Origin of the sequence: Actinoplanes sp. NPDC049548 (assembly GCF_040676695.1) — a bacterium.
Taxonomy (GTDB): domain Bacteria; phylum Actinomycetota; class Actinomycetes; order Mycobacteriales; family Micromonosporaceae; genus Actinoplanes.
Genome location: NZ_JBFAPM010000005.1, coordinates 157,421 through 180,953, shown reverse-complemented (window position 1 = coordinate 180,953; position 23,533 = coordinate 157,421). Strand labels below are relative to the sequence as shown.

The following is a 23,533-nucleotide window of genomic DNA, read 5'->3' as shown; positions in this document are numbered from 1 at the left end:
AGCCGTGAAGGTCAGACGAATCGGAGCGTACGGGCTCTGCCGCGATACCGCCGGACGGGCTCTGCTCGCCCACAACTCCCCGCTGTCGGCGTTCCCGGGCCTGTGGACCCTGCCCGGGGGCGGCGTGGAGCAGGGCGAGGACCCGGACGACACCGTCGTCCGGGAGTTCGCCGAGGAGACCGGCCTGCAGGTGCGCATCACGGGCCTCCACTCGGTGACCGCCGACGTCTTCCGCCTTCCGCACACCGATACGTGGGAACACACCGATCGGATCATCTACGACGTCGAGATCGTCGGGGGAGACCTGCGCGACGAGGCCTCGGGTACGACCGACCGCGTGGCCTGGGTCGTGCCCGGCGAGCAGCCGCTCATGCCGTTCACCGCCGGTGTGCTCGGGCTGCCCGCCGAGACCTCCGCGGTGCATCCCGACCCGGCGGAGCCGGCTGTGCGCGGCAACCAGCGCTTCGGGGCGTACGGGATCGTGACGGACCCGGACGGCCGCATCCTGCTCACCCGGATCGCGAACGGCTATCCGGGAGCCGGGCTCTGGCACCTGCCCGGTGGCGGCACCGACCACGGTGAGCTGCCCGAGGTCGCGCTCGCCCGCGAGCTGGTCGAGGAAACCGGACAACACGGACGGGTGACGGGCCTGGTGGGGACCTCGCACCGGCACGACCCGGCGGCCGTCGGCCCGGAGGGTGTGCCCGTCGACTGGCACGTCGTCCGCGTCCTGTTCAGGGTTTCGGTGGATCGGCCGACAGAACCTGTGGTGACGGAGGACGCGGGGGGTTCCACGGCGGCGGCGGGCTGGTTCGACCAGATCACTGCGGGTGACCTTCCTCTGACCGAGGTCGCCGCGTCGGCGCTGCGACGGCTCGCGGAGGAAGGGGCTCATCAGTGATCGGGTTGCCCGGCCTCGGTTAGACTCGTCACAGGGCCAGGCAGTGTGCGTGCCTCCTCGCCCCGGCGGAGGAATGAAAACTCCAGAGAACGATGTTGCACACGACGGTCGATTCGCATCTCGCCAAGAGGGCGCGGCTGTGCGATCGTGTAACCCGCCTTAATCACGGTCCGTAGACGTACGGGCGATGGGCAGCACCCCGCGACGGCCGAAGCCGGCGGGCATACCGACCCCAAGATGGAGGAGCACGTGCCGAGAACCCCTTGGCGCCGGCGTCGTACGACGGATAGTCCCCGTCCCGCCGGACGTCGTTGGGCAGGCCGGCTGCGCCGCGGCGGAAGTCTCGCCCGGCAGGCCCTGTTGGTGCGGGTGGGACGCCGATCCGCCGACGCGGGCCGGGCGGCCACCGCTACCCGGGCAGAGGTGATCTACACCGGCACGGAGCTCGTCCCGTACGCCGGGCGCGGCCGTACGGTGGCGACCTCGGGCAGCCACGGCCCGGCCGCCGCGGCCCCGGTGGCCGTCGTCGAGGCCGTCTCCGACTCCCTGCTGCCGGGCGAGCACACGGTCCGCCGCCGGATCAGCTTCGCCCTGGTCAACTCGTGCACCCTGGCCAGCCTGGGCCTCGGCCTGCTGGCCATCTTCCTGGCGATGCACGGCGACACCCGGCTGGCCGCGGGCTGCCTGGTCGCCTGCGTGGCCTTCGACGGCCTCGACGGCGCCCTGGCCCGCCGGCTGGGCGTCTCCAGCCCGTTCGGCGCCCAGATGGACTCGCTGGCCGACATGTGCTCGTTCGGCCTCGCCGCGCCGGTCGTGGTCTACGCGTCCCTGGCGCACACCGTCCCGACGGCCGCGGCCGCCGTGGCGTGCATGCTCGTCGCGGGCTGCGCGGCCATCCGGCTGGCACGGTTCAACGTCTCACCCAAGGACGGCAAGTTCTTCTCCGGCGTGCCGACGACGATGGCCGCCGCGGTGCTGGCGCTGACGGTGCTGATCGGGCTGCCGCTGCCGGGCGTCGTGATGCTCGGCGGGGTGGCGGTGCTCGGCTTCGCGATGGTGTCCAGCTTCCCGTATGCCAAGCTCGCCCGGGTCGTGAAGCTGCCGCCGTGGCTGTGGCTGCTGCCGATCGTGGGTGCGCTGGTCGACGCTCGGCTGACCTTCGTGCTGGTCGTGGGCGCCTACCTGTGCAGCGGGCCGGTCATGTGGCTGCGCGCCAAGCGCGTCTGACTCGGAACGTCCGAAAGCCCCCACCTGCGCCGGGTGGGGGTTTTCGTCGTCTTCGCGGGCGTCAGCGCCAGCGGGCGATCACCGAGCTGGCGCCGATGACCTTCTCACCCACGGTGACCGTGGCGTCCGCCTTGTCGGCGGGCAGGTAGACGTCGGTGCGGGAGCCGAAGCGGATCAGACCCATCCGCTCGCCCCGCGCCACCAGGGTGCCGACGGGCGTGCGCTGGACGATGCGGCGGGCGATCAGCCCGGTGCGCTGCACGACGCCCACCGTGCCGTGGTCGGTGTCGAGCACCGTGTACGCCGCGACGTTGTGCTCGGCCGCCGCGGTCATGGCGTTGGCGTAGCCACCGTCGATCACGAAGTAGTCCGTCACCCGGCCCGCCACGGGAACCCTGTTCACGTGCACGTCGAGCACCGACAGGAACACGGCGATGCGCAGGAACTCGCCCTCGCCGAGGCGCTCGTCGGTGAGGCGCTCCACGGACAGCACCTTGCCGTCGCTGGCCGCCACGACCGCCTTCGGGTCGTCCGGGGTGTCGCGCTCCGGGTCGCGGAAGAAGGCGGCGACGGGCGCGGCCGCCAGGGCCGGTACCAGCCACAGCTTGGACGAGGGGCGGACCGACCGGGCCAGCGCGGCCAGGCCGAGCGCGATGCCGGCGGCGGCCACCCCGTTGGAGTCGATGTGCATGCTGCGCGTCACCGGCACGCTCGACGGGCGGTACGCCGGGGCCAGCCGGGCCGCCTTCGCGGTGTCCGCCTGGGTGAACCGCAGCTTGTGGATGCGCAGCGGCGGCTGGTTGCGCACGACGAGGTCCGAGCCGACTCCGAACAGAGCGCTCTGCCGGAACAGCTCGGCGGCCGCCCCGCCCGTACGCCCGGGAGCCGCCGGCGTGGCCACGGAGACGACCGCGCCGTCCGCCAGGTACTTGCTCAGGCCGTCCAGGACGGCGCGGGTCTCCTCGGCCGTACCGGTCAGCGGCTCGCCCAGGACGACCACGTCGGCGGGCTCCGCGTCGGCGAGCGAGTCGACGATCCGCACCCGGTCGGCGACCCAGCTGCCCAGGCCGGTGATGTGGTCGCGGAGCAGGTCGGCCGTGCTGCGCTCGCCCGCCACCAGGATCAGCGTGTCGCCCGGGAGCAGGGCCTCGACCGCCGCGGCCACCACGGCCGAGGAGTGGTCGGCGCCGATCACCAGCGCGGTCGTCGCCTCGTTGTGGCGGGCGAACTCGGCGGTGAGGCTGCGCGCGGCGCGGGGGCCGACGCCGGTCACAGGGGCGGTGGACACGGAGGGAAACGGCGTCATGGGCAAGAGCATATTGCCCGGTCCGGTCAGTCCTGCGGCCGGAGGACGTCCGGCTTGGTGTCCGTGTGCGTGGCGGCCGGGGGCGCCGGCGGCAGGTCGATCCGTTCCGCCGGGTTGTCCAGCAGCTCCCGGACGATGTCGGCGTGCAGGTCCGGCGGCAGGTCGCCGGGCGTCTCGACCTGGGCCTCCGCGACGACCGGCCCGGGCACCTCGGCGCGGCGCCCGGAGCGGATCGCCCCGAGGAGCCCGACGGCCCCGAAGAAGATCAGCAGGCCCGCGACCAGCCAGCCCAAGGCCGGCAGGCGGAGCTCGACCACCTGCGAGATCGCCCACCAGAGCGCCACCAGCGCGAAGATGAGGCCGAAGCTCAGCGAGATGCCGTCGGTACGGTGCGGCTTCATCGGGTCACCTCCACGTTGCCCGTGTTCATCTGGATCGTCAGCTGCAGCGTGCCGCCGCCCTTGCCGTCCGGGCCGAGGTCGGAGACGCCCTGCATGTTCAGGTTGCCGGTCATCTCGCGGCCGTAGAGCACCGCCCGGCCGTCGTCCATGGTGACGCTCGTCGTGGCGTCGACGGCGTCCGGGAGCAGGACCCTGACCTGGCCGTACCTCATCGCGATGGTGACCGCCTGGTTCTGCCCGGTGAAGTCGAGGGCGCGCAGGTCGAGTGTGGCGTTGCCGACCGAGAAGTCGTACCGGTCGGCCACGGCGGCGATCGTCTGCGGCCGGTACGTGTTGTTGGCGAACTCCCCGCCGAAGCGTTCCACGCCGGTGGAGATGCCCAGGCCGATCGTGGCGAGGATCGCGAGGAAGATGAGCCCGCGGGCCCGGCCGAACCACGCCCCGACGAGCAGGCCCAGCGCGATCGTGGCCAGGGCGGCGGCGAAGTAGCCCGACACCGGGACGAACCCGCCCGCCACGTCGACCATGGCCAGCACGCCCATCACCACGACGAGCGCGAAGAAGGTGATCCGGCCGAGCTTGGAGCGCTCGCGCGGCGGCTTCGGCGGCCGGGGCGGCTTCGCCCCGTGCGGCGGCTGCCCGGCGGCCTGCTGCCAGGGGGTGCCCTGGTGCCACGGGCCGTGCGGTTGCCCGGCCCAGGGGCCGTGCGGGGCGAACGGCGGCCGGTAACCACCCTTCGGGGGCTCGAACTTCGGCGGTGCCGGCGGCCAGGGCGGCGCCGGGGGCGCGGACGAGGTGGACGGGGCCGGCGGCATGGGGGGCAGCGGCGCGGTCACCGGTTCGCCGGCCGGTGCCGCGGCGGGCGCCGGACCGCCCGCGGGCGCCTGAGCCGGCTGCGGGCCCGGAGCCGTCGGGGGCGGCTGGGGAAAGGTCGCGGTGGCGGCCCAGGGATCCGTGGCCGGAACCGGGCCGGGCTTGTTCGACTTCCGGAGCACGAGAGCCCCGCAGACCAGGACGACGGCCGCGAGCAGCGCCGCCCGGAAGCCGTCCTGCACGACGAAGGCGAACGACAGCGCTGCGGCGGCACCGAGCAGGACCACCGACATCGGCGCCATCCCCGAGCGGCCCCGGCCGAGCAGGGACTCCACCGGGGAGGCGGTGTCGCCCTCGGCGGGGATCAGCAACCAGCCGGCCAGGTAGATCAACACGCCGACGCCGCCGAAGAAGCCGAGGACGGCCAGCAGCACGCGCCAGAGCACGGGGTCGGTGTTGGTCGCCCGGCCGATCGCGCCGCACACGCCGGCGACGTAGCGGCCGCTGCGGGGCCGGACCAGCTTCTCGCGGGAGAAGGACGGCCCGTCCGGAGCGCCGAACCACGGCGGCGGGGGCGCGCCGGGAGGAACGTCGTCCGGGGGAGGCGGCGGCGGGCCGTATCCCGGCGGCATGTCGCCGGCCGGCGGCATCTCACTGGCCGGCGGCATCTCACTGGCCGGCGGCATCTCGCTTGCCGGCGGGGGAGCGGTCGAAGGTGCCGGTGCGTCCTGCGACGACCCGGCAGCTTCGCGGGACTGGGCAGCTTCGTCGGTCATGGCTTCGATACTGGCGGTACGGACACCCGGCCCGCCTCAGGCACCGACCCTGAGGCCACCCTGAGATCCCGGGGCGCCCGCCATGGGGGACTTTCCCCGTAGCAGGGCACACGGCGGACGTGTGACGATCGAACCGGCCCACTAGCGGGCCCCGAGCCGAGGAGCAGAGCGATCACCGCCACCGCCGTACCACCGCCGACGCGCCGCCTGTACCGGCCGCGCGACCACCGCGTGATCGCCGGTGTCGCGTCCGGGATCGCGCGCCACCTCGGCGTCTCCGTGACGGTGGTCCGGATCGCCCTGGTCCTGCTGCTCGCCTTCAACGGGCTGGGCCTGCTGCTCTACGCCGTGTTCTGGGCCGTGCTGCCGCAGCAGCTGCCCACCGGCGCGGCCAAGCCGCACCGGGACCTGGCCCTGCTGCTGCCGTTCGGCGCGATCGGCCTCGGCGTCGTGCTGCTGCAGGGCCTGCTCTTCCAGGACAACGGCGGCGCCGGTACGGCCGGCTGGCTGGTCGCCGTGATCGCGGTCGGTGCCGGCGTGATCTGGCACCAGTCCGACCCCACCCGCCGGGGCAACTGGACGGACGGCTCGCAGGCCCCGTGGCTGGCCGCCGTGGTGGCGGAGAGTGACCGGCGCTCGTTCGTGTTCCGGTTCATCGGCGGCGGCGTCCTGGTCGCCGTCGGGGTCATCGGCGTGCTGTTCGTCTTCCTGCCGAAGGGCAACCTCGCGACCGTCTTCAACGGCGTGATCTTCGCCTTCGTGGGCCTGCTCGGCGTCGGGGTGGTGGTGGCGCCGCTGCTGTGGCGTACGTTCAGCCAGCTCCGCAGCGAGCGCGAGGGCCGCATCCGGGAGCAGGAGCGCGCCGAGGTGGCGGCCATGATCCACGATCAGGTGCTGCACACGCTCGCCCTCATCCAGCGCAACTCCACGGACATCAAGGAGGTCCAGCGCCTCGCCCGTGGGCAGGAGCGCTCGTTGCGCAACTGGCTCTACAAGCCGACGGCGTCGCCGACCGAGCGGTTCGGCGCGGCGCTCGAGCAGGCGGCCGCGGAGGTCGAGGACACGTACGCGATCTCCGTCGAGGCCGTCATCGTCGGCGACACGCAGTGTGACGAGCGGGTGGCGGCGCTCGTGGCCGCGGCCCGTGAGGCGCTCGTCAACGCGGCCCGGCACGCGGGGGTGAATACCGTCTCGCTGTATGCCGAGGTCGAGGACGCCGAGCTGAGCGTCTTCGTGCGGGACCGCGGCGCGGGCTTCGATCCGAACGGGGTGGAAGATACCCGGCATGGCGTACGCGGCTCGATCATCGGGCGCATGCAGCGGCACGGCGGCAAGGCCGTGATCCGCAGCGCGCCCGGGGACGGCACCGAGGTACGCCTGACGCTGCCCGCCTCGCGCGAGAGCGTCTCCGCCGGAAAGGAGAACGCACGATGACCGAGCCCGTGACCGACGAGGGCCGCCGCCTCACCGTCTTCCTCGTGGACGACCATGCGATGTTCCGGGCCGGCGTGCGTGCCGAGCTGGGCGCCCACGTGGAGGTGGTGGGCGAGGCGAGCTCCGTGTCCGAGGCGGTGAGCCGGATCGCCGCGACCACCCCTGACGTCGTCCTGCTCGACGTGCACATGCCGGAGGGCGGGGGACGGGCCGTGCTGGAGGCGATGCGGCGTACCCACCCGCAGGTGAAGTTCCTGGCGCTGTCGGTGTCCGACGCTGCGGAGGACGTGATCGGCCTGATCCGGGCCGGCGCCCGCGGGTACGTCACGAAGACCATCAGCCCGGACGAGCTCGCCGCGGCGGTCAAGCGGGTGGCCGACGGCGACGCGGTGTTCAGCCCTCGGCTGGCCGGCTTCGTGCTGGACGCCTTCGCGGCCCGTCCGGACGTCCCGGTGGCCGATCCGGAGCTCGATCAGCTCACCAACCGGGAGCGGGAGGTGCTGCGCCTGCTCGCGCGCGGGTACGCGTACAAGGAGATCGCCAAGGAGCTGTACATCTCCATCAAGACGGTGGAGACCCACGTGTCGAACGTGTTGCGCAAGCTGCAGATGTCGAACCGCTACGAGTTGTCGAGATGGGCGGCGGACCGACGGCTGGTCTGACGGTCGCTGCAGGGCCATCCGACCGGGTGGCAAGATGGGGCCCTTCGCGTCGAAGGGAGAGTTGTCCATGCGCCGCAGAGGTTCACGGACTGCCTGGTCGGTGATGGCGTTCGTGCTTCTGGTGACCTCCGGGTGCACCGGGGGGTCGGACGATGCGCCCGGCGACGACGTGGTGATCGGCATCGGTGCGCCGCGGAGCCTGCTTCCCACGGACACGCTCGACGTGAGCGGCAGCCAGGTCCTGGACGCGCTCTTCTATCCGCTGGTCACGTTCGACGAGAAGGGCGCACCGGTGCCCGCAGCCGCCGAGTCGGTCACCCCCGACGCGGCCGCCCGGGTGTGGACGATCAAGCTGAAGCCGGGCTTCCGCTTCCACAACGACGAGCCCGTGACGGCGGACAACTACATCGACGCCTGGAACTTCGGTGCCTACGGTCCCCATCAGCAGAGCGGTGGATCGTCGTTCGAACGCATCGACGGCTACGCCGACCTGCAGTCGCGTGACCCGGACGGGCCCGACGGGCCGCAGGCGGCGCCGGCCCCGAAGGCCCGTACCCTGCGCGGCCTGCGGAAGGTTGACGACACCACCTTCAAGGTGACGCTGTCCGGTCCCTTCGCCGGCTGGGCTTCGACGCTCAACGGCCCCGCGTTCTACCCCCTGCCGCACGCGGCCTTCAGCGCGCCCGGTGTGCTGGCGAAGGAATACGAACGCACCATCGTCGGCAACGGGCCGTTCCGGCTCAGCGGAGCGCTGGACGGCGGCGACGAGATCAAGATGACCCGCGTCGCCGGGTTCCCCGGCACGGCGCCCCAGATCGGCGCGGTGACCTGGAAGATCTACCGTGACCTCGGCGACGCGTACGACGACCTGGTGGCCGGCGACCTGGACGTGCAGCCCGAGATTCCGGTCAACCGGATCGCCGACGCCCGCGGGCGCCTGGGCGACCGCCTGGTCACCTCGCCGAACTCCCGGCTGACCTTCGTGGGGCTGCCCGTGCAGCGACCCGAGTTCGCCAAGCGGGAGGTGCGGCGTGCGCTGTCGCTGGCGATCGACCGCGACCGGCTCGCCGAACAGCTGTTCCACGGTGCGGAGACTCCGGCGGCGGCCTTCGTCTCACCGGTGGTCCCGGGCTACCGGGCGAAGACGTGTGTGTACTGCGCCTACGACCCGGCCAAGGCCAAGGCGCTGTACACGGCCGCGGGCGGCCCTGCGGCGATCACCATCGCCTATCACCGGGCCGGCGGCTACGAAGCGGGTATCGACGAGCTCTGCCGGCAGATCACCACCGCGCTCGGCGCCGGCTGCACGGCGGCGGGCCGCGACAGCGTCTCGGAGGTGCTGGTCGACGCGGAGAGCCGGCGCGGCGACCTGACCCGGATGACCTGGACCATGAATTATCCGCTGATGGAGAGTTATCTCGCCCCGGTCTACGGCACCGGCGGCTCGATGAACATCCATGGGTACACCAACCCCGCGTTCGACAGCCTGGTGGCGGAGGGCTCGGCCGCTTCCACGCCGTCCGCCGCGGTGGCGGAATGGCGGGAGGCGGAGAAGATTCTCGCCGAAGATATGCCGATCATCCCGCTGTTTTTCGGGCAGAACGTGTATGGCCACTCCCAAAGGGTGACCAACGTCGTAATAGACTCCACTCAGCGGATCAATCTGCTCAAAATCGGTTTGAAGTGACGACCTGCGCCGTGTAAGGGAGTTCCGTCGTGCGCGATCGCCGGGTAAAAGCCGCGCAGAGGGGCGAACCGGCGGGGCCGACATGGTCGGCAGGCGGGGGGTACCGGCGATCAGGGGTTCGCGCCGGGTATCGGGTTGATAACACGCCTTTCCGTGGATGGCGGGCGGGTGTCAGAGTTGCTTCGACCTCGCGCGGCTGCGACTTGTGCGAGTCTGCACGTGCATCGCCGTCAATGGCGCCCCGCCCGCGCGACTCGTCCGAGAGAAGCCCGCCGGCCGTCGTGGTCTACCGGGCGACCCCACCGAAGTCGAACGGTACGGAGACGTGGCCGGCGACAGCTCGCAGTCAACCGGACGGCATAAGCCGGAGGGTGGCGGGCGCGCGAATGCTCCGAACGAACCCAAAAGGTAGAAAAATCTAGAGGAGGCCTTGGACAATGAGAGTCTCGAAGCGGGCGGGCGTGGTCGCCGTGACCACCGCCGTCGCGCTCGTGGCGGCCGGCTGTAGCGGTAGCGACGGCGACACCAATAAGGCCAGCGGTGACACCGCCAACGGCGCGATCACCATCGACGGCACTCAGCCCGAGGTCGGTCTCGTTCCCGCCAACACCACCGAGACCGGTGGCGGCAAGATCATCGACTTCATGTGGACCGGTCTCGTCCAGTACCCGAACGACGGCGGCGCCCCGCAGAACGCGGTCGCCCAGGAGATCAAGACCACGGACTCGAAGGTCTACACGATCAAGATCAAGCCGGACACGAAGTTCCACGACGGGACCGTCGTCAAGGCGAAGAACTTCGTCGACGCCTGGAACTGGGCCGCCTACTCGCCGAACGGTGCCCAGAACGGCTCCTTCTTCAGCGACATCGCGGGCTTCACCGACGTGCACACCGAGGACCCGGACGGCGACGGCCCGCAGAAGGCCCCGGAGCCGAAGGCCAAGACGATGTCGGGTCTGAAGGTCATCGACGACACGACCTTCCAGGTCACCCTCACGGCGCCGTTCTCGATCTTCCCGACCAAGCTCGGCTACAGCGCGTTCATGCCGCTGCCGGACGTCTTCTTCACGCAGACGCCGGAGGCGTTCGGCAAGAAGCCGATCGGCAACGGCCCGGTCAAGTTCGTGTCGTGGCAGGACAACGTCGAGATCAAGCTGACCCGCTTCGACGACTACAACCTTGACGACAAGGTCAAGATCAAGGACGTCACGGTCAAGATGTACCAGGAGGACACCGCGGCGTACAACGACCTGGTGTCCGGCACGCTCGACTTCCAGCAGCAGATCCCGGTCTCCTCGCTGGCCGGCGACAAGTGGAAGGCCGACCTGGGCGACCGCGCCATCGAGGCGAAGATCCCGGTCATGCAGATCCTGGGCATCCCGCTCTACGACAAGCGCTTCCAGAACGCCAACCTGCGCAAGGCCATCTCGCTGTCGATCAACCGCGCCGAGATCGCCGAGAAGATCTTCTTCAACACCCGCAAGCCGGCCACCAGCTGGTCCAGCCTGCTCGCCCCGGGCCACACCGACAACGACTGCACGGTGTGCAAGTTCGACCCCGCGGCGGCCAAGGCGGCGCTGCAGGCCGCCGGTGGCTTCACCGGTGAGCTGGTGCTCTACTACAACGCCGACGCCAGCCACAAGGAGTGGATGGAGGCGACCGCGCAGAGCATCAAGACCAACCTCGGCATCAACGCCCGGGCCGAGGGCATCCCGACCTTCGCGGTCTTCCGCCAGCAGATCAACGACCACAAGATGACCGGCATCTACCGCGCCGGCTGGCAGCAGGACTACCCGGACGTCGAGAACTGGATCGGCCCGCTGTACGTCACCGGTGGTTCGTCGAACGACGGTCTGTTCAGTAACAAGGACGTCGACAAGCTCTACAAGGAGGGCACCGCGGCTCCCTCCGTCGACGCGGCGCACGCGAAGTTCGCCGAGGCGACCAAGATCATCGACCAGGAGGTGCCGGCGATCCCGATGTTCGACGTCACCCAGCAGTCGGGCGTCTCGGACCGCGTCACCGGAGTGAAGACCACCAACGTCGGAGAGATCGACCTCTCCTCGGTCCAGCTCAAGTAAGGCGGATTACTCAGGTCCGGTCTACCCTCCAAGGGGTGGACCGGACCTGAGTTCTTCTCATGCCGGAATCACGCCGACCCCCGCGGGTTCCGGGTTCGTCATGGGCGTCACCACGCCCCTTCCAGGAGAAACATCCATGGGCCGATACGTGCTGAGGCGGCTGCTGCAGCTCATCCCCGTCTTCTTCGGGACCACCTTCCTCATCTATTACCTCGTCTGGGCAGTCCCCGGCGATCCCTTCGCCGGCAAGTGCGGCGAGCGCCCGTGCCCCCAGTCGTACGTCGACTTCATGACGCAGAAGTTCAACCTCGACAAGCCGGTCATCGTGCAGTACTTCACCTACATGAAGAGCCTGCTCACCGGCGACTTCGGCCAGACCTTCGGCGGCCGGCAGATCGGTGACCTCATCGCGGCCGCGTACCCGAACACCATGAAGCTCGCGTTCGTGGCGCTGGTCATCGAAGCGGTGATCGGCCTGATCGCGGGCGTGCTGACCGGGCTGCGCCGCAACGGCTTCCTGGACAACCTGGTCCTGGTCACCTCGCTCTTCCTGATCGCGCTGCCGATCTTCGTGCTCGGCTTCCTGCTGCAGAAGTGGCTCGGCGTCGACCTCGGCATCATCAAGCCGACGGTGTCCAACCCGCCGAGCATCGGCGAGCTGATCGTGCCCGGTTTCGTGCTGGGCAGCGCGTCGATGGCGTACATCGCCCGGCTCGCCCGGACCAGCATCGCGGAGAACCGCCGGTCCGACTACGTCAGGACGGCGATCGCCAAGGGCCTGCCGATGAAGCGCGTGGTCGGTGTCCACCTGCTGCGCAACTCGCTGATCCCGGTGGTCACCTACCTCGGCACCGACCTGGGCGCGCTCATGGGCGGCGCCATCGTCACCGAGGGCATCTTCAACATCAACGGGATCGGCCGCGAGGTGTACCGCGCGATCGTCACGAAGGAGGGCGCGACCGTCGTCTCGATCGTCGTGATCCTCGTTCTGGTGTACCTGCTCTCGAACCTGCTCGTCGATCTCCTGTACGCCGCGCTCGACCCGAGGATCCGCTATGAATGATCCGCTGCCCAGCTCGCTCGTCACCTCGCCGCCGTCCGCCGAGCCGACCGTCGGTAACCCGGTCGAGCCCGGTGGTTCCGCCGCGAAGAAGGACAAGCCGCGCGGCCTGCTCAGCGACGCATGGCGTGACCTGCGGCGCAAACCGCTGTTCTGGGTCTCGGCCGCGCTGATCCTGCTCTTCGTGCTCATGGCCGTCTGGCCGTCGCTGTTCACGTCGGCCAGTCCGACCGAAGGTGTGCTCTCCCGCAGCCGCGTCGGTCCGTCGGCGGACGCGTGGTTCGGCTACGACGTGCAGGGTCGCGACGTGTACGCACGAGCCATCTACGGCGCCCGGGCCTCCATCGTCGTGTCACTCGCCGCCACGCTCGGCACCGTGCTGCTCGGCGGGATGATGGGCGTCATCGCCGGATTCCGCGGCGGATGGCTGGACGGGGTCATCTCGCGGCTCGGCGAGGTCTTCTCCGGCATCCCGTTCGTGCTCGGCGCGATCGTCATCCTGTTCACCTTCAACGGTCCGGGCAGCAACCGCGGCTCCTGGGCGATCATGGCGATCGTCGTGGCGTCGCTGGTCATCCTGACCTGGCCGGTGTCGATGCGGATCATGCGCTCGTCGGTCCTGGCGGTGCGCGACGCCGACTATGTCGTGGCGGCCCGCGCCATGGGTGCCGGCCCCGGCCGGATCATCTTCAAGCACCTGATCCCGAACTGCCTGGCCCCGCTGCTGGTGTACTCGACGATCCTGATCGGCTCCTTCGTCGGCGCCGAGGCCACGCTCTCCTTCCTGGGCGTCGGCCTGCGGACACCGGTGGTGTCCTGGGGCATCATGATCAACGAGGCGCAGAACTACATCCGGGTCTCGCCGTACCTGTTGTTCTTCCCCTCGGCCTTCCTGGTCACGGCGGTGCTGGCCTTCGTCATGCTGGGCGAGGCCGTCCGCGAGGCCCTCGACCCGAAACTCCGGTAGGAGATCCCCTTGTCCGAAGTCGTCATCACCGACCCCCAGTACGCCCGAGCGGGAAAACCCTCCGGCAGGCTGCTCGAGGTCGAGGACCTGCGCGTCGAGTTCCGGACCCGGGACGGTGTCGCCAAGGTCATCAACGGAGTCACCTACCACGTCAACGCGGGCGAAACCCTGGCAGTGCTCGGCGAGTCCGGTTCCGGCAAGAGCGTCACCGCTCAGACCATCATGGGCATCCTCGACTCGCCACCCGGCTTCGTCACCGGTGGCAAGATCCGCTTCCACGGCGAGGACATGCTCGCCATGAACGCGGAAGAGCGGCGCCGGATCCGCGGCAACGGCATCGCGATGGTGTTCCAGGACGCGCTGTCCGCCCTCAACCCGGTCTTCACCGTGGGCTTCCAGATCGCGGAGCAGTTCCGCATCCGGAAGGGGCTGAGCCGCAAGGACGCCAAGAAGCGTGCCGCCGAGATGCTGGACCAGGTCAAGATCCCGAACGCGAAGCAGCGGGTCAACGAGTACCCCCACCAGTTCTCGGGCGGCATGCGGCAGCGCGTCATGATCGCGATGTCTCTGGCCCTCGACCCCGAGGTGCTGATCGCCGACGAGCCCACCACGGCGCTGGACGTGACCGTGCAGGCGCAGATCATGGACCTGCTCGGCGAACTGCAGCGCGAACGGCAGATGGGCCTGATCCTGATCACCCACGACCTCGGCGTCGTCGCCGACGTCGCGGACCGGATCGCGGTCATGTACGCCGGCCGGATCGTGGAGGAGGCGACGGTCTACGAGCTGTACGCCAAGCCGGCCCACCCGTACACGATCGGCCTGCTGCAGTCGATTCCCCGGCTCGACGAGAAGGGGCAGGAGCTGCGCACCATCAAGGGCCTGCCGCCGAACCTCATGAACATCCCGTCCGGCTGCCCCTTCCACCCGCGGTGCCCCATGCGGGTGGACAACATCTGCATCCCCCACGTGCCCCCGTTGCTCAAGATCGGCGCCACCCGGGCCAGCGCCTGCCACTTCGCGGAGGAACTGGTGAACCGTGACTGAGACCATCCTGAGCGTCGACAACCTGGTGAAGTACTACCCGGTCACCCAGGGCGTCGTCTTCCGGCGCACCATCGGACACGTCCGGGCCGTCGACGGCGTGTCCTTCGACCTCAAGGCCGGCGAGACCCTCGGCGTGGTGGGCGAGTCCGGCTGTGGCAAGTCCACCCTCTCCCGGGTCCTGATGAACCTGGAGAAGCCGACCAGCGGCTCGGTGACCTACCGAGGCGACAAGCTCTCCGGCCTCAAGGGCGCCGCGCTGCGCCGCATGCGCCGGCAGATCCAGCTGGTCATGCAGGACCCGTACACCTCCCTGGACCCCCGCATGACGGTCGGCGACCTGATCGGCGAACCGTTCGAGATCCACCCGGAGGTGGCCCCCAAGGGCGAACGCCGCCGCAAGGTCCAGGACCTGCTCGAAGTGGTCGGCCTCAACCCCGAACACATCAACCGCTACCCCCACCAGTTCTCGGGCGGCCAGCGCCAGCGCATCGGCATCGCCCGCGCCCTGGCCCTACGACCGGAGATCATCGTCTGCGACGAGCCGGTCAGCGCCCTGGACGTGTCCATCCAGGCCCAGGTGATGAACCTGCTGGACCGACTCCAGGGCGAGTTCGGCCTGGCGTACATCTTCATCGCGCACGACCTGTCCGTGGTCCGCCACCTCTCCGACCGGGTCGCGGTGATGTACCTCGGCAAGATCGTGGAGATCGGGTCGGAAGAGGAGATCTACGAGCGGCCGACCCACCCGTACACCCAGGCCCTGCTGTCCGCGGTGCCGGTGCCGGACCCGACGGTCCGGCACACCAAGCAGATCATCCGCCTCACCGGCGACGTGCCCAGCCCGGCGAACCCCCCGTCCGGCTGCCGGTTCCGCACACGCTGCTGGAAGGCCCAGGACATCTGCGCCACCGACGTGCCGGAACTGGTCACGAGGCAGGGCACGGACCACCCGAGCGCCTGCCACTTCGCCGAGCAGCGCGAGATCGTGGTCACGCACGACGCGGGCACGGTCTGATCGAAACCGCGGTTCCGCCCAGGTGGGCGGGCGAAGGGGTCCGTCCGGTGGGCGGGCCCCTTTTGCTTTCAGAGCATGCTTACTTGGGTCGGTTCCGGTGGCGGGTTTCTTTCGCTTCCAGAGCATGGTGACTCGGGTCCGTCGTGGTCCGAGACGTCGCTCCCGCCAGAGACCGGGCCCGGGCGGCCAGTCGCCTGGCGGCTCCTGAACGGCCACCCGCACCCTGCCACCTGCGTGAGCGGCTGAGCTCAACCCGAAGAACCAGAGCGGACCGCGCCCGGCGCGCCCAGTCAGGCCGGTGCAAGTGGCTGAACCCGCCGTCGCCACCGGGTTGACCGTTTGGTTCGGGTGGGTCGTGGGTGGCGCCGAGCCGTCGTTGTCGGTGGTTGGCTGCCTGGTTCCCGTGGGCCGTGGGGTGGCGCGGACACGTCGTCGGCGGGTTGGCCGCTTGGTTCGGGCGGGTCAGCCGCCGTTGGCGGCGGGTTGAGCGCTTGGTCAGAGGGGGCCGCGGCCGGCGCGGAGGAGGAGGAGGGCGACCTGGGTGCCGTCGGGGCCGAGGGCCTCGCGGAAGCGTTCGACGATCTCGCGCTCGCGGGAGAGCACCAGGCGGGTGCCGCCGGAGGCCAGGCGGGTGCGGCCGACCTGCTGCGACAGGCGTGACCGCTCCTGCCAGAGGTCGATCAGGGCCTGGTCGATCTCGTCGATGCGTTCGCGGATCGCCTTGATCTCGCCGGCCGCCAGCTGGTCGCTGGTGCCGGTGGGCTGGTCGCCCGCGGACCGGCCGTCGGCGTCCACGCTCGCCGGCTGGTCGATCAGGTCTGCGCTCATGTCGTGCTCCTCGGGTGCTGACGCCCCGGTCGGCCCGGCCCGGGCAGCATCAAGCCCCGGGCTGGGAAGCCCGGGGCTCGGTGTAGGCCTGTCGTTCAGACGCGTCCTACGGTCGCCGGACTTCCGGTGCCGTAGTAAAAAAATCGGACGCGCTGGATCACGAAGCGAGTATGCCCCCGGCCCGGCCCGCCCCGCAAGGAAACGGCCCGAAGCGTGGGATGACGCCGCTCACCGGGCCTCGACCGCCCGCCCGGCCGGCCCTGGCGACCACGGGCCGGTGGGCTTCGGCGCCTGCTTGGGCGCCAACGCTCGGGCCCGGCTCCGGCGCCTGCTTGGCCGCCAACGCTCGGGCCCGGCTCCGGTGCCTGGTCGGGTGCCAACGGGCGGCCGGCACGGGGCGGTCGGAAACGAACGCCCCGTGCCGGCGGTGGCCGGTGGGCTCGGGTGGGGTGGTCCGGGGCGACCTTGGTGCGGATGGCCCCGGACCGGGGGGGCGTCGTTCAGTCGGCCTTGGTGATGCGGTTGGCCGGGCCCGGGGCGACCGGGGTGCCCGTGCCCAGGTAGCCGACCAGGGCGTCGACGTCGAAGCCGGGGGCCGTCGTGCGGTCCGTGCCCGCGGTCAGCTTGGTGAAGCCGTCGCCGCCGTTGGCCAGGAAGTCGTTCGTCGTTACCCGGTAGGTGGCGGCCGGGTCGATCGGCGTGCCGTTGAGGGCCAGCGCAGACACCTTGGAACCCGCCGGGGCGGTGCTCGACCAGCTGTAGGTGAAGCCGTTCGAGACCTGCAGGATGCGCTGGGTGGTCTGGCCGCCGAAGCCCACGAACTGCTGCTCGAGCACCTCCTTGAGCTGGGCGCCGGTCAGGGTCTGGGTGACCACCAGGTTGTTGAACGGCTGGACGGTGAACGCCTCGCCGTACGTGACCTTGCCGTCCGGTTCGCCGCCCGCGGAGGCCTCGGCGTCGAAGTCGGCGCGGATGCCGCCCGGGTTCATCAGGGCGAGCTGGGCGTTGTTGCTCTTCGTCCAGGCGAGCTGGGCGTCCGCGATGACGTCACCCAGGGGCGACTCGCCGTTGGCGCCGGCCGTACGCACGATGTCGCCCGTGATGGTGCCCACCACGCGGTTGGCGATCGGTGCTACCGCCGTACGGTATTTGTCAGCGACCTTCTTGGCCTTGGGGTCCACCGTGTCGGGGTTCTTGAGGTAGACGCCCGCGGCGTCCTTGAGCCAGCCGCCCTTGCCGTCCGGGACGCCGTTCTCGACCACCACGTTCTTCGCCGTGACCTCGGCGAACCGGCCGGTGCGGCGGTCGATGGTGTAGTCGATGTCGGTGATCAGCTGACCGTTGGTGCCGGCGCTGGTGACCACCGAGGTGCCCTTCGAGTTGGGCAGCGTGCACGAGTAGAACCGGTGGGTGTGGCCGGAGACGACCAGGCTGAACTCGGGGTTCAGGCCCTTGACGATGTCGACGATCGGGCCGCTGAAGTTGTTGCAGTCGTCGACGCCGGGGACCGGCACCTGCTCCGAGGCGCTCTGCTGGCCGCCCTGGTGGATGAGCAGGACCTGGGCCTTGATGCCGAACAGCTTCAGCAGGCTGCCCCACTTGTTCGCGGTCTCCACCTCGTTGGCGAAGCGCACGTCCTTGATACCCGCCGGGTTCACGATGCCCGGGGTGCCCTCGAGGGTCAGGCCGACGAAGCCGACCGGCTGGCCCTTGACGAACCTGATGTCGATCGGCGGCAGGATCGGCAGGCCGGTCTTCTTGTTGATCGTGTTCGCGGCGAGGTAGGTGAACTTCGCACCCTTGAACCCGTCGCCGTCCTGGCACCCGTCGACCGGGTGGCAGCCGCCGCGGTCCATGCGCAGGAGCTCGTCGACGCCCTCGTCGAACTCGTGGTTGCCGACCGAGGAGACCTGCAGGCCCACCTCGTTCATGAGCTCGATCGTCGGTTCGTCGTGGAAGGCGGCGCTGACCAGCGGGGTGGCGCCGATGAGGTCGCCGGCGCCGACGGTGAGCGTCTGCCGGCCCTCGGCGGCGGCCTCGGAGCGCAGCTTGCGCAGATACGTGGCGAGATATTCGACACCGCCCGCGGGCGTGCCGTTCACGACGGCGCCGGACCCGCCGGGCGGGTCGATGGCGCCGTGGAAGTCGTTGTAACTGAGGAACTGACCCTTGACGACCTGCCCGTGCGGCAGTCCGTAACTGACGCCGGCCGGGGCCATGCCGGGCTGGTACTGCGGGGTGGCTTGCGCTTGCTCGGAGCGTGTCATCGGCAGGGTGGCGACGACGGCCAGTGCGAGGGCGGGTGCGGCGAGATGACGCAGCACGGCCCGACCGCGACGGCGGGGGTGGTCCATAGTATTCGGTCTCCCGATTCGGGTAACGGTGCAACCAACCCCGACAGCCTGGTGTATCGACGCTGGTCAGCGCTACCACTTGTGGATGACAGCTTGGTTGCGCCCGACCGTTCGGAGGCGGATTGCCGGGGTTATCCACAGCCCCGCGCCGAGCCCGCAGAAGATTGTCGGACCCCCGGCATAGACTTGTCCGCGCGATGCGAGCCCTCCCAGAAAACTCCCAGCCTCTGTTCGCCGTGCCTCCGGTCCAGCAGGAGGCGCCCCGGCGGCCGGCGCCACGGCGCCTCGATCCGGAGACCCTGCTCACCGGCCTGAACGGGCCGCAGCGGGACGCGGTCACCCACGCCGGCTCACCGTTGCTCATCGTCGCCGGAGCCGGCTCCGGCAAGACGCGGGTGCTGACCCACCGGATCGCATACCTGCTCGCCGAGCGTGACGTGCATCCCGGGCAGATCATCGCCATCACCTTCACCAACAAGGCGGCGGGGGAGATGAAGGAGCGGGTCGCCGCGATCGTCGGCAACCGCGCCCGGTTGATGTGGGTCTCGACGTTCCACTCCGCCTGCGTCCGGATCCTGCGGGCCGAGCACGAGCACGCCGGGCTCAAGAGCACGTTCTCGATCTACGACGCCGACGACTCGCGCCGGCTGATGCAGCTCGTCGCCCGCGAGCTCGACCTCGACCCGAAGCGCTACACCGCGCGTGGCCTCGCCGCCCAGGTGTCGAACCTGAAGAACGAGCTGGTCGACCCCGCGGAGTTCAAGGACAAGGCGAAGGGCCCCAACGAGCGGGCGGTCGCGGAGGCGTACGAGCTCTATCAGCGCCGCCTGCTGGAGGCGCACGCGCTCGACTTCGACGACATCATCATGGCGACGGTCCACCTGTTCCAGTCGCACCCGCACGTCGCGGAGGTCTACCGGCGCCGCTTCCGGCACGTGCTCGTCGACGAGTACCAGGACACCAACCACGCGCAGTACATGCTGGTCAAGGAGCTCGTCGGACCCTCCGGCGGGGAGCTGCCACCGGGCGAGCTGTGCGTGGTCGGCGACGCCGATCAGTCCATCTACGCCTTCCGCGGCGCGACGATCCGCAACATCCTCGAGTTCGAGCGCGACTACCCCGACGCGCGCACCATCCTGCTCGAGCAGAACTACCGCTCGACCCAGACGATCCTGTCCGCGGCCAACGCCGTCATCGACCGCAACACCAGCCGCAAGCCGAAGCGGCTCTGGAGCGACCAGGGCGCCGGCGAGCAGATCGTCGGCTACGTGGCCGACACCGAGCACGCCGAGGCCGACTGGGTCGCCCGCGAGATCGACCGGCTGTGCGACAACCACGAGGTGCGCCCTGGGGACGTCGCCGTCTTCTACCGTACGAATGCGCAGTCCCGGGTTTTCGAAGAGGTCTTCATCCGCGTCGGCCTGCCCTACAAGGTCGTCGGCGGCGTCCGCTTCTACGAGCGCAAGGAGGTCCGCGACGCGCTGGCCTACCTGCGCGCCGTGGTCAACGACGACGACACGGTGAGCATTCGCCGCGTGCTCAACACGCCGAAGCGAGGCATCGGCGACCGCGCGGAGGCCTGCGTCGAGGCACTGTCCACACGCGACCGGATCTCGTTCGGGCAGGCGCTGCGGCACGCCAAGGACGCCCCGGGCATCTCCACGCGAGCCGCCAACAGCATCGCCGACTTCGTGCAGCTCCTCGACGACCTGCGCGAGCTCTCCCGCACCGCGCCGCCCGAGGAGGTGCTGGAGTCGGTCCTGCAGCGGTCCGGCCTGCTGTCCGAGTTGGAGGAGAGCCTCGACCCGCAGGACCAGGGCCGCGTCGAGAACCTCCAGGAGCTGGTCAGCGTCGCCCGCGAGTACACCGAACGCGTCGAGGCGCAGGCGGAGGAGGACGACACCCAGGCCGCGACCCTTGCCGGCTTCCTCGAGCAGGTCGCCCTGGTCGCCGACGCCGACCAGGTGCCCAGCGACGACCCCGAACACCAGGGCGTGGTCACCCTCATGACGCTGCACACCGCGAAGGGCCTCGAGTTCCCGGTCGTCTTCCTGACCGGCCTGGAGGACGGCGTGTTCCCCCACATGCGAGCCCTCGGCGACAACACGGAGCTCGAGGAGGAGCGGCGCCTCGCGTACGTGGGGATCACCCGCGCCCGCCAGCGGCTCTACCTGTCCCGGGCGGTGACGCGCTCCGCGTGGGGCCAGCCGCAGTACAACCCGCCGTCGCGCTTCACCGACGAGCTGCCGTCGGAGCTGGTGCGTTGGGAGCGGACGGCCGGCTCGTACACGTCCTGGTCCGGCACGGGCGGCGGCGTGGGCGGCCGAGGCGGCGACTACGGCCGCGACTACGGACGCGGAGGCGGCTTCGCCGGCGGCACCCCCAAGGCTCAGCGCCTGGCGGAACGGCTCGGCGTGGACGCGAGCAAGCTCACCACGGCCAGCGAGATGAAGCAGCCGCCGAAGGTGGCGGCCGGCGACCGCGTCAACCACCAGCGGTACGGGCTGGGACGGGTGGTCACGGTGGAGGGGCAGGGCCCGGGAGCCCGCGCCCAGATCGACTTCGGCGATCAGGTGATGTGGCTGGTGCTCCGGCACGCCCCGATCGAGAAGATCTAGGCGGTGCGAGGCTCCGGCGGCATCAGTCCTTGAAGGTCACGCAGCCCTGGATGTCGACGCCGTGCTCGTGCATCCACTGGGTCGGCTCGATGGGGTTGTGGTACGAGCCCTTGTGCACCTCGAAGTGCAGGTGCGGACCGGTGGAGTGGCCCGTCGAGCCCTCCTCGCCGATCTGGTCGCCGGCCTCCACGTGCTGACCGAGCTTCGCGGTGATCACCGACATGTGCCCGTAGTGGGTGAGGTACCCGTTCCCGTGGTCGATCAGGACCGCGTTGCCGTAGCCCTCGGCCGGGCCCGCCGCCACGACGACGCCCTTGCCGGCCGCGCGGATCGGCGTACCCGATGCTGCGGCGAGGTCGACGCCCGCGTGCAGGCGACCCCAGCGGGGACCCATGCAGGAGGTGACGGCGCCCTCGGGCATGGGGTTCACCCACAGCGGCATCGGCTTGGCCTTGAGGCGCTGCGCGGCGAACGGCGAGGCGGTGTTGGCCAGGTCCGCCGCCGCGGCGTCGCCCTTGACCTGTACGGGCGCGGCGGCCGCGGCGGGGATCGCGGTCGCGTCGGACGACGTTGTGGTGGTCGCGTCGGATGTTGTGGTGTTCGACGAGGCGCCGGCCGGGGAAGGTGAGGCCGGGAAGGGCTGCGAGGCCGCGTGGGTACGGGAGGTGCCGACCGCACCGGCCGCGGAAGTGCCGCCGCCCGCGGTGGTGACGCCGGTCACGCCGACGCCGGCCACCAGGGCGGCGGCCACGGCGTAGCGGCCCTTTTCGGTGATCGGCTCACGCGGGGCGCGGTGGCTGTGCAGCGGCTCGGTCCTGCGGTGCCGGCCGGGCGTGTTCCGAGGGGCTCGATGCTGCACGGTGGGTTGATCCTCCAGGCTCCGGCTTTGCGTCCGACACCTGCCTGTCGGCATGGCCCTGGAGACATTGAGCCCGTCCGCCGAGGTGCAACCGCCGCGGTTGCCGCCGGGTTGCGAAGGGCCCCCAGCGGCGTCGAACGGGGTGGTGGCGGTCACGTGCGGGGGACGGACCGTGACGGGGAAGGGCGCCTTGGAAGGGTCAGCGCCGGCGCCTGAAAGGGCGACTTCGTGGGAGGGGAGGAGCCGCGGGGAGTGATGCAGCCGGCGTGAAGGGAGAGAAGGCCGCGGCTCAAGCCGGGCCGTGGAGGACGGCTGTCCGGGAAGAAGCCGCCGAGAAGCGGGCGGGAACCCTGCGGCGGCTGTATGAGCGGCCGCTATGTGAGCTGTTGCTGCAGGTCCGGGCCCGGTCAGGAGGCCGCGAGGGCTCCGTACACCGACTCGATCTTCAGCTTGATGTCGACCCCGTGCGCCCGCAGGAAGACGATCGGGTCGGTGGGGGAGCCGTTCACGTAGACGCCGATGTGCAGGTGGGTCCCGTACGAGTGGCCGGTGTTGCCGACCTCGCCGATGACCTGTCCCGCCTGTACGCGGTCGCCGTCCTGGACCAGCAGGCGCCGGGAGTGGGCGTAGATCATCTCGGTGCCGTCGTCGTGCTTGATGATGATCGCGTAGCCGTAGCCGCCCTGGTATCCGGCCGAGGTGACCGTGCCCGCGTGGATGGCCTTGTAGGGGGTGCCTTCCGGGGCCGCGAGGTCGATGCCGGCGTGGAGCTCGCCGAAGCGGACACCAAACGGGGAGGTGAACTCGTAGTCCGAGAGCGGCAGGAGCCAGGCCTCGGCGGCGGCTTCCTCTTCGCTGATCTTGGGAGCTGTGCCGCGCTTCTCGCCGCGGGAGGCGCGGTCGTTGTCGGTCGAGCGGTCCGCGAGGGCGTCCTGGGCGACTGCGGCCTCTTGGAGGTTCTTCAGGACGTTGGGGCTGACGGCCTTGGCGTCGGGCAGCTGCGAGGCGGCTCCGATGGCCATGACCCCGGCGCCGACGAAGGCGGAGGTGACGACCGCGGCGTAACGGCTCCTCGGAGGGGTAGGCACGCGGCGACGGCCGCGATAGCGGTCGGGCTCAGACGACAAGCGCTGACGCACGAACAACCCTCCGTCGGTGGCAAAGAGCGGCAGCCACCGGGGGAAACTCTTGCTGAACGGTGGTTTGCCGGGCCGCTGGGCCGGGGTTAACCGGTTGACAGCCGGGAGCCACGGTAACGAAACGCAACGCCGGTCACAAGTCGCAGCGCCAATTCCCTGACAGTTCCCTCTAGGTATTGGGTAGCGATTGTCCGAGTTGGTCATCTTTTCGGAGGAGCGGCACGGTTGGCTCTCCGTAACGAGGAGTGAAACACAAAGTCATGTGACGGGGAATACGCTTAGCGGTGCTTGCACTGGATGGCCGGAGGGTTGCGGCGCCGGCCGGTAGTACGGGGCGGTGGCTACCAGGGTTCAACGC

General features: G+C 70.3%; 18 protein-coding genes. 11 read left to right on the top strand and 7 right to left on the bottom strand.

What is annotated here, in order from left to right; genetic code table 11:
• The first annotated feature begins 4 nt into the window (after positions 1 to 4).
• Both AB0J80_RS12675 and AB0J80_RS12670 read left to right on the top strand, forming a co-directional pair.
• On the top strand, positions 5 to 901 hold the full coding sequence (locus AB0J80_RS12675) for an NUDIX domain-containing protein (protein WP_364704103.1): 897 nt from the start codon (positions 5 to 7) through the stop codon (positions 899 to 901).
• 324 nt (positions 902 to 1,225) lie between these two features.
• A complete protein-coding gene (locus AB0J80_RS12670; RefSeq protein WP_364704474.1) occupies positions 1,226 to 2,128 on the top strand; it encodes a CDP-alcohol phosphatidyltransferase family protein in 903 nt (300 codons plus the stop codon).
• Positions 2,129 to 2,189: 61 nt separating this feature from the next.
• On the opposite strand, the gene AB0J80_RS12665 is transcribed toward AB0J80_RS12670, so the two are convergent.
• From AB0J80_RS12665 to AB0J80_RS12655, 3 genes are read right to left on the bottom strand one after another with little or no spacing between them, the layout of a single operon-like run.
• Positions 2,190 to 3,434 carry a phosphatidylserine decarboxylase gene (locus AB0J80_RS12665; RefSeq protein WP_364704101.1) on the bottom strand — a complete coding sequence of 415 codons (1,245 nt, stop codon included), beginning with the start codon at positions 3,432 to 3,434 and terminating at the stop codon, positions 2,190 to 2,192.
• Between the two features lie 26 nt (positions 3,435 to 3,460).
• Positions 3,461 to 3,835: a hypothetical protein gene (locus AB0J80_RS12660; protein ID WP_364704099.1), complete on the bottom strand. Its 375-nt coding sequence runs from the start codon at positions 3,833 to 3,835 to the stop codon at positions 3,461 to 3,463.
• Positions 3,832 to 5,424 carry a PspC domain-containing protein gene (locus AB0J80_RS12655; RefSeq protein WP_364704098.1) on the bottom strand — a complete coding sequence of 531 codons (1,593 nt, stop codon included), beginning with the start codon at positions 5,422 to 5,424 and terminating at the stop codon, positions 3,832 to 3,834. The genes AB0J80_RS12660 and AB0J80_RS12655 overlap by 4 nt, the downstream gene beginning before the upstream one ends.
• A 207-nt stretch (positions 5,425 to 5,631) precedes the next feature.
• On the opposite strand from AB0J80_RS12655, the gene AB0J80_RS12650 reads away from it, so the two are divergent.
• The 8 genes from AB0J80_RS12650 (at position 5,632) to AB0J80_RS12615 (ending at position 15,377) form a co-directional block, all read left to right on the top strand.
• A complete protein-coding gene (locus AB0J80_RS12650; protein ID WP_364704471.1) occupies positions 5,632 to 6,858 on the top strand; it encodes a PspC domain-containing protein in 1,227 nt (408 codons plus the stop codon).
• Positions 6,855 to 7,520 (top strand): response regulator transcription factor, encoded by a 666-nt coding sequence (locus tag AB0J80_RS12645; RefSeq protein WP_364704095.1) that lies wholly within the window; start codon positions 6,855 to 6,857, stop codon positions 7,518 to 7,520. The genes AB0J80_RS12650 and AB0J80_RS12645 overlap by 4 nt, the downstream gene beginning before the upstream one ends.
• 67 nt (positions 7,521 to 7,587) lie before the next feature.
• Positions 7,588 to 9,207, top strand: coding sequence for an ABC transporter substrate-binding protein (locus AB0J80_RS12640; RefSeq protein WP_364704093.1), 1,620 nt, complete (start codon positions 7,588 to 7,590; stop codon positions 9,205 to 9,207).
• A 437-nt stretch (positions 9,208 to 9,644) separates the two neighbouring features.
• A complete protein-coding gene (locus AB0J80_RS12635) occupies positions 9,645 to 11,288 on the top strand; it encodes an ABC transporter substrate-binding protein (RefSeq protein ID WP_364704090.1) in 1,644 nt (547 codons plus the stop codon).
• Between the two features lie 136 nt (positions 11,289 to 11,424).
• A complete protein-coding gene (locus AB0J80_RS12630; protein WP_364704087.1) occupies positions 11,425 to 12,351 on the top strand; it encodes an ABC transporter permease in 927 nt (308 codons plus the stop codon).
• Positions 12,344 to 13,315: an ABC transporter permease gene (locus tag AB0J80_RS12625; protein ID WP_364704084.1), complete on the top strand. Its 972-nt coding sequence runs from the start codon at positions 12,344 to 12,346 to the stop codon at positions 13,313 to 13,315. The genes AB0J80_RS12630 and AB0J80_RS12625 overlap by 8 nt, the downstream gene beginning before the upstream one ends.
• 9 nt (positions 13,316 to 13,324) lie before the next feature.
• The gene (locus tag AB0J80_RS12620) at positions 13,325 to 14,362 is read left to right on the top strand and encodes an ABC transporter ATP-binding protein (RefSeq protein ID WP_364704081.1); all 1,038 of its coding nucleotides are present in this window, start codon (positions 13,325 to 13,327) and stop codon (positions 14,360 to 14,362) included.
• Positions 14,355 to 15,377, top strand: a complete 1,023-nt coding sequence (locus AB0J80_RS12615) for a dipeptide ABC transporter ATP-binding protein (RefSeq protein ID WP_364704078.1) — start codon at positions 14,355 to 14,357, stop codon at positions 15,375 to 15,377. Before AB0J80_RS12620 ends, AB0J80_RS12615 begins: the two co-directional genes overlap by 8 nt.
• A 495-nt stretch (positions 15,378 to 15,872) precedes the next feature.
• On the opposite strand, the gene AB0J80_RS12610 is transcribed toward AB0J80_RS12615, so the two are convergent.
• Together AB0J80_RS12610 and AB0J80_RS12605 are read right to left on the bottom strand one after the other, a co-directional pair.
• Positions 15,873 to 16,205, bottom strand: coding sequence for a chorismate mutase (locus AB0J80_RS12610; protein ID WP_364704075.1), 333 nt, complete (start codon positions 16,203 to 16,205; stop codon positions 15,873 to 15,875).
• A 500-nt stretch (positions 16,206 to 16,705) separates the two neighbouring features.
• Positions 16,706 to 18,529: a bifunctional metallophosphatase/5'-nucleotidase gene (locus AB0J80_RS12605; protein ID WP_364704073.1), complete on the bottom strand. Its 1,824-nt coding sequence runs from the start codon at positions 18,527 to 18,529 to the stop codon at positions 16,706 to 16,708.
• A 227-nt stretch (positions 18,530 to 18,756) separates the two neighbouring features.
• On the opposite strand from AB0J80_RS12605, the gene pcrA reads away from it, so the two are divergent.
• Complete coding sequence (pcrA, locus tag AB0J80_RS12600; RefSeq protein ID WP_364704070.1) at positions 18,757 to 21,177, top strand: DNA helicase PcrA; 2,421 nt, start codon at positions 18,757 to 18,759, stop codon at positions 21,175 to 21,177.
• A gap of 22 nt (positions 21,178 to 21,199) precedes the next feature.
• Here pcrA and AB0J80_RS12595 read toward each other — a convergent pair whose 3' ends face one another.
• On the bottom strand, positions 21,200 to 22,036 hold the full coding sequence (locus tag AB0J80_RS12595; protein ID WP_364704068.1) for a M23 family metallopeptidase: 837 nt from the start codon (positions 22,034 to 22,036) through the stop codon (positions 21,200 to 21,202).
• A 407-nt stretch (positions 22,037 to 22,443) separates the two neighbouring features.
• Positions 22,444 to 23,175, bottom strand: coding sequence for a M23 family metallopeptidase (locus AB0J80_RS12590; protein ID WP_364704066.1), 732 nt, complete (start codon positions 23,173 to 23,175; stop codon positions 22,444 to 22,446).
• Positions 23,176 to 23,533 lie beyond the last annotated feature (358 nt).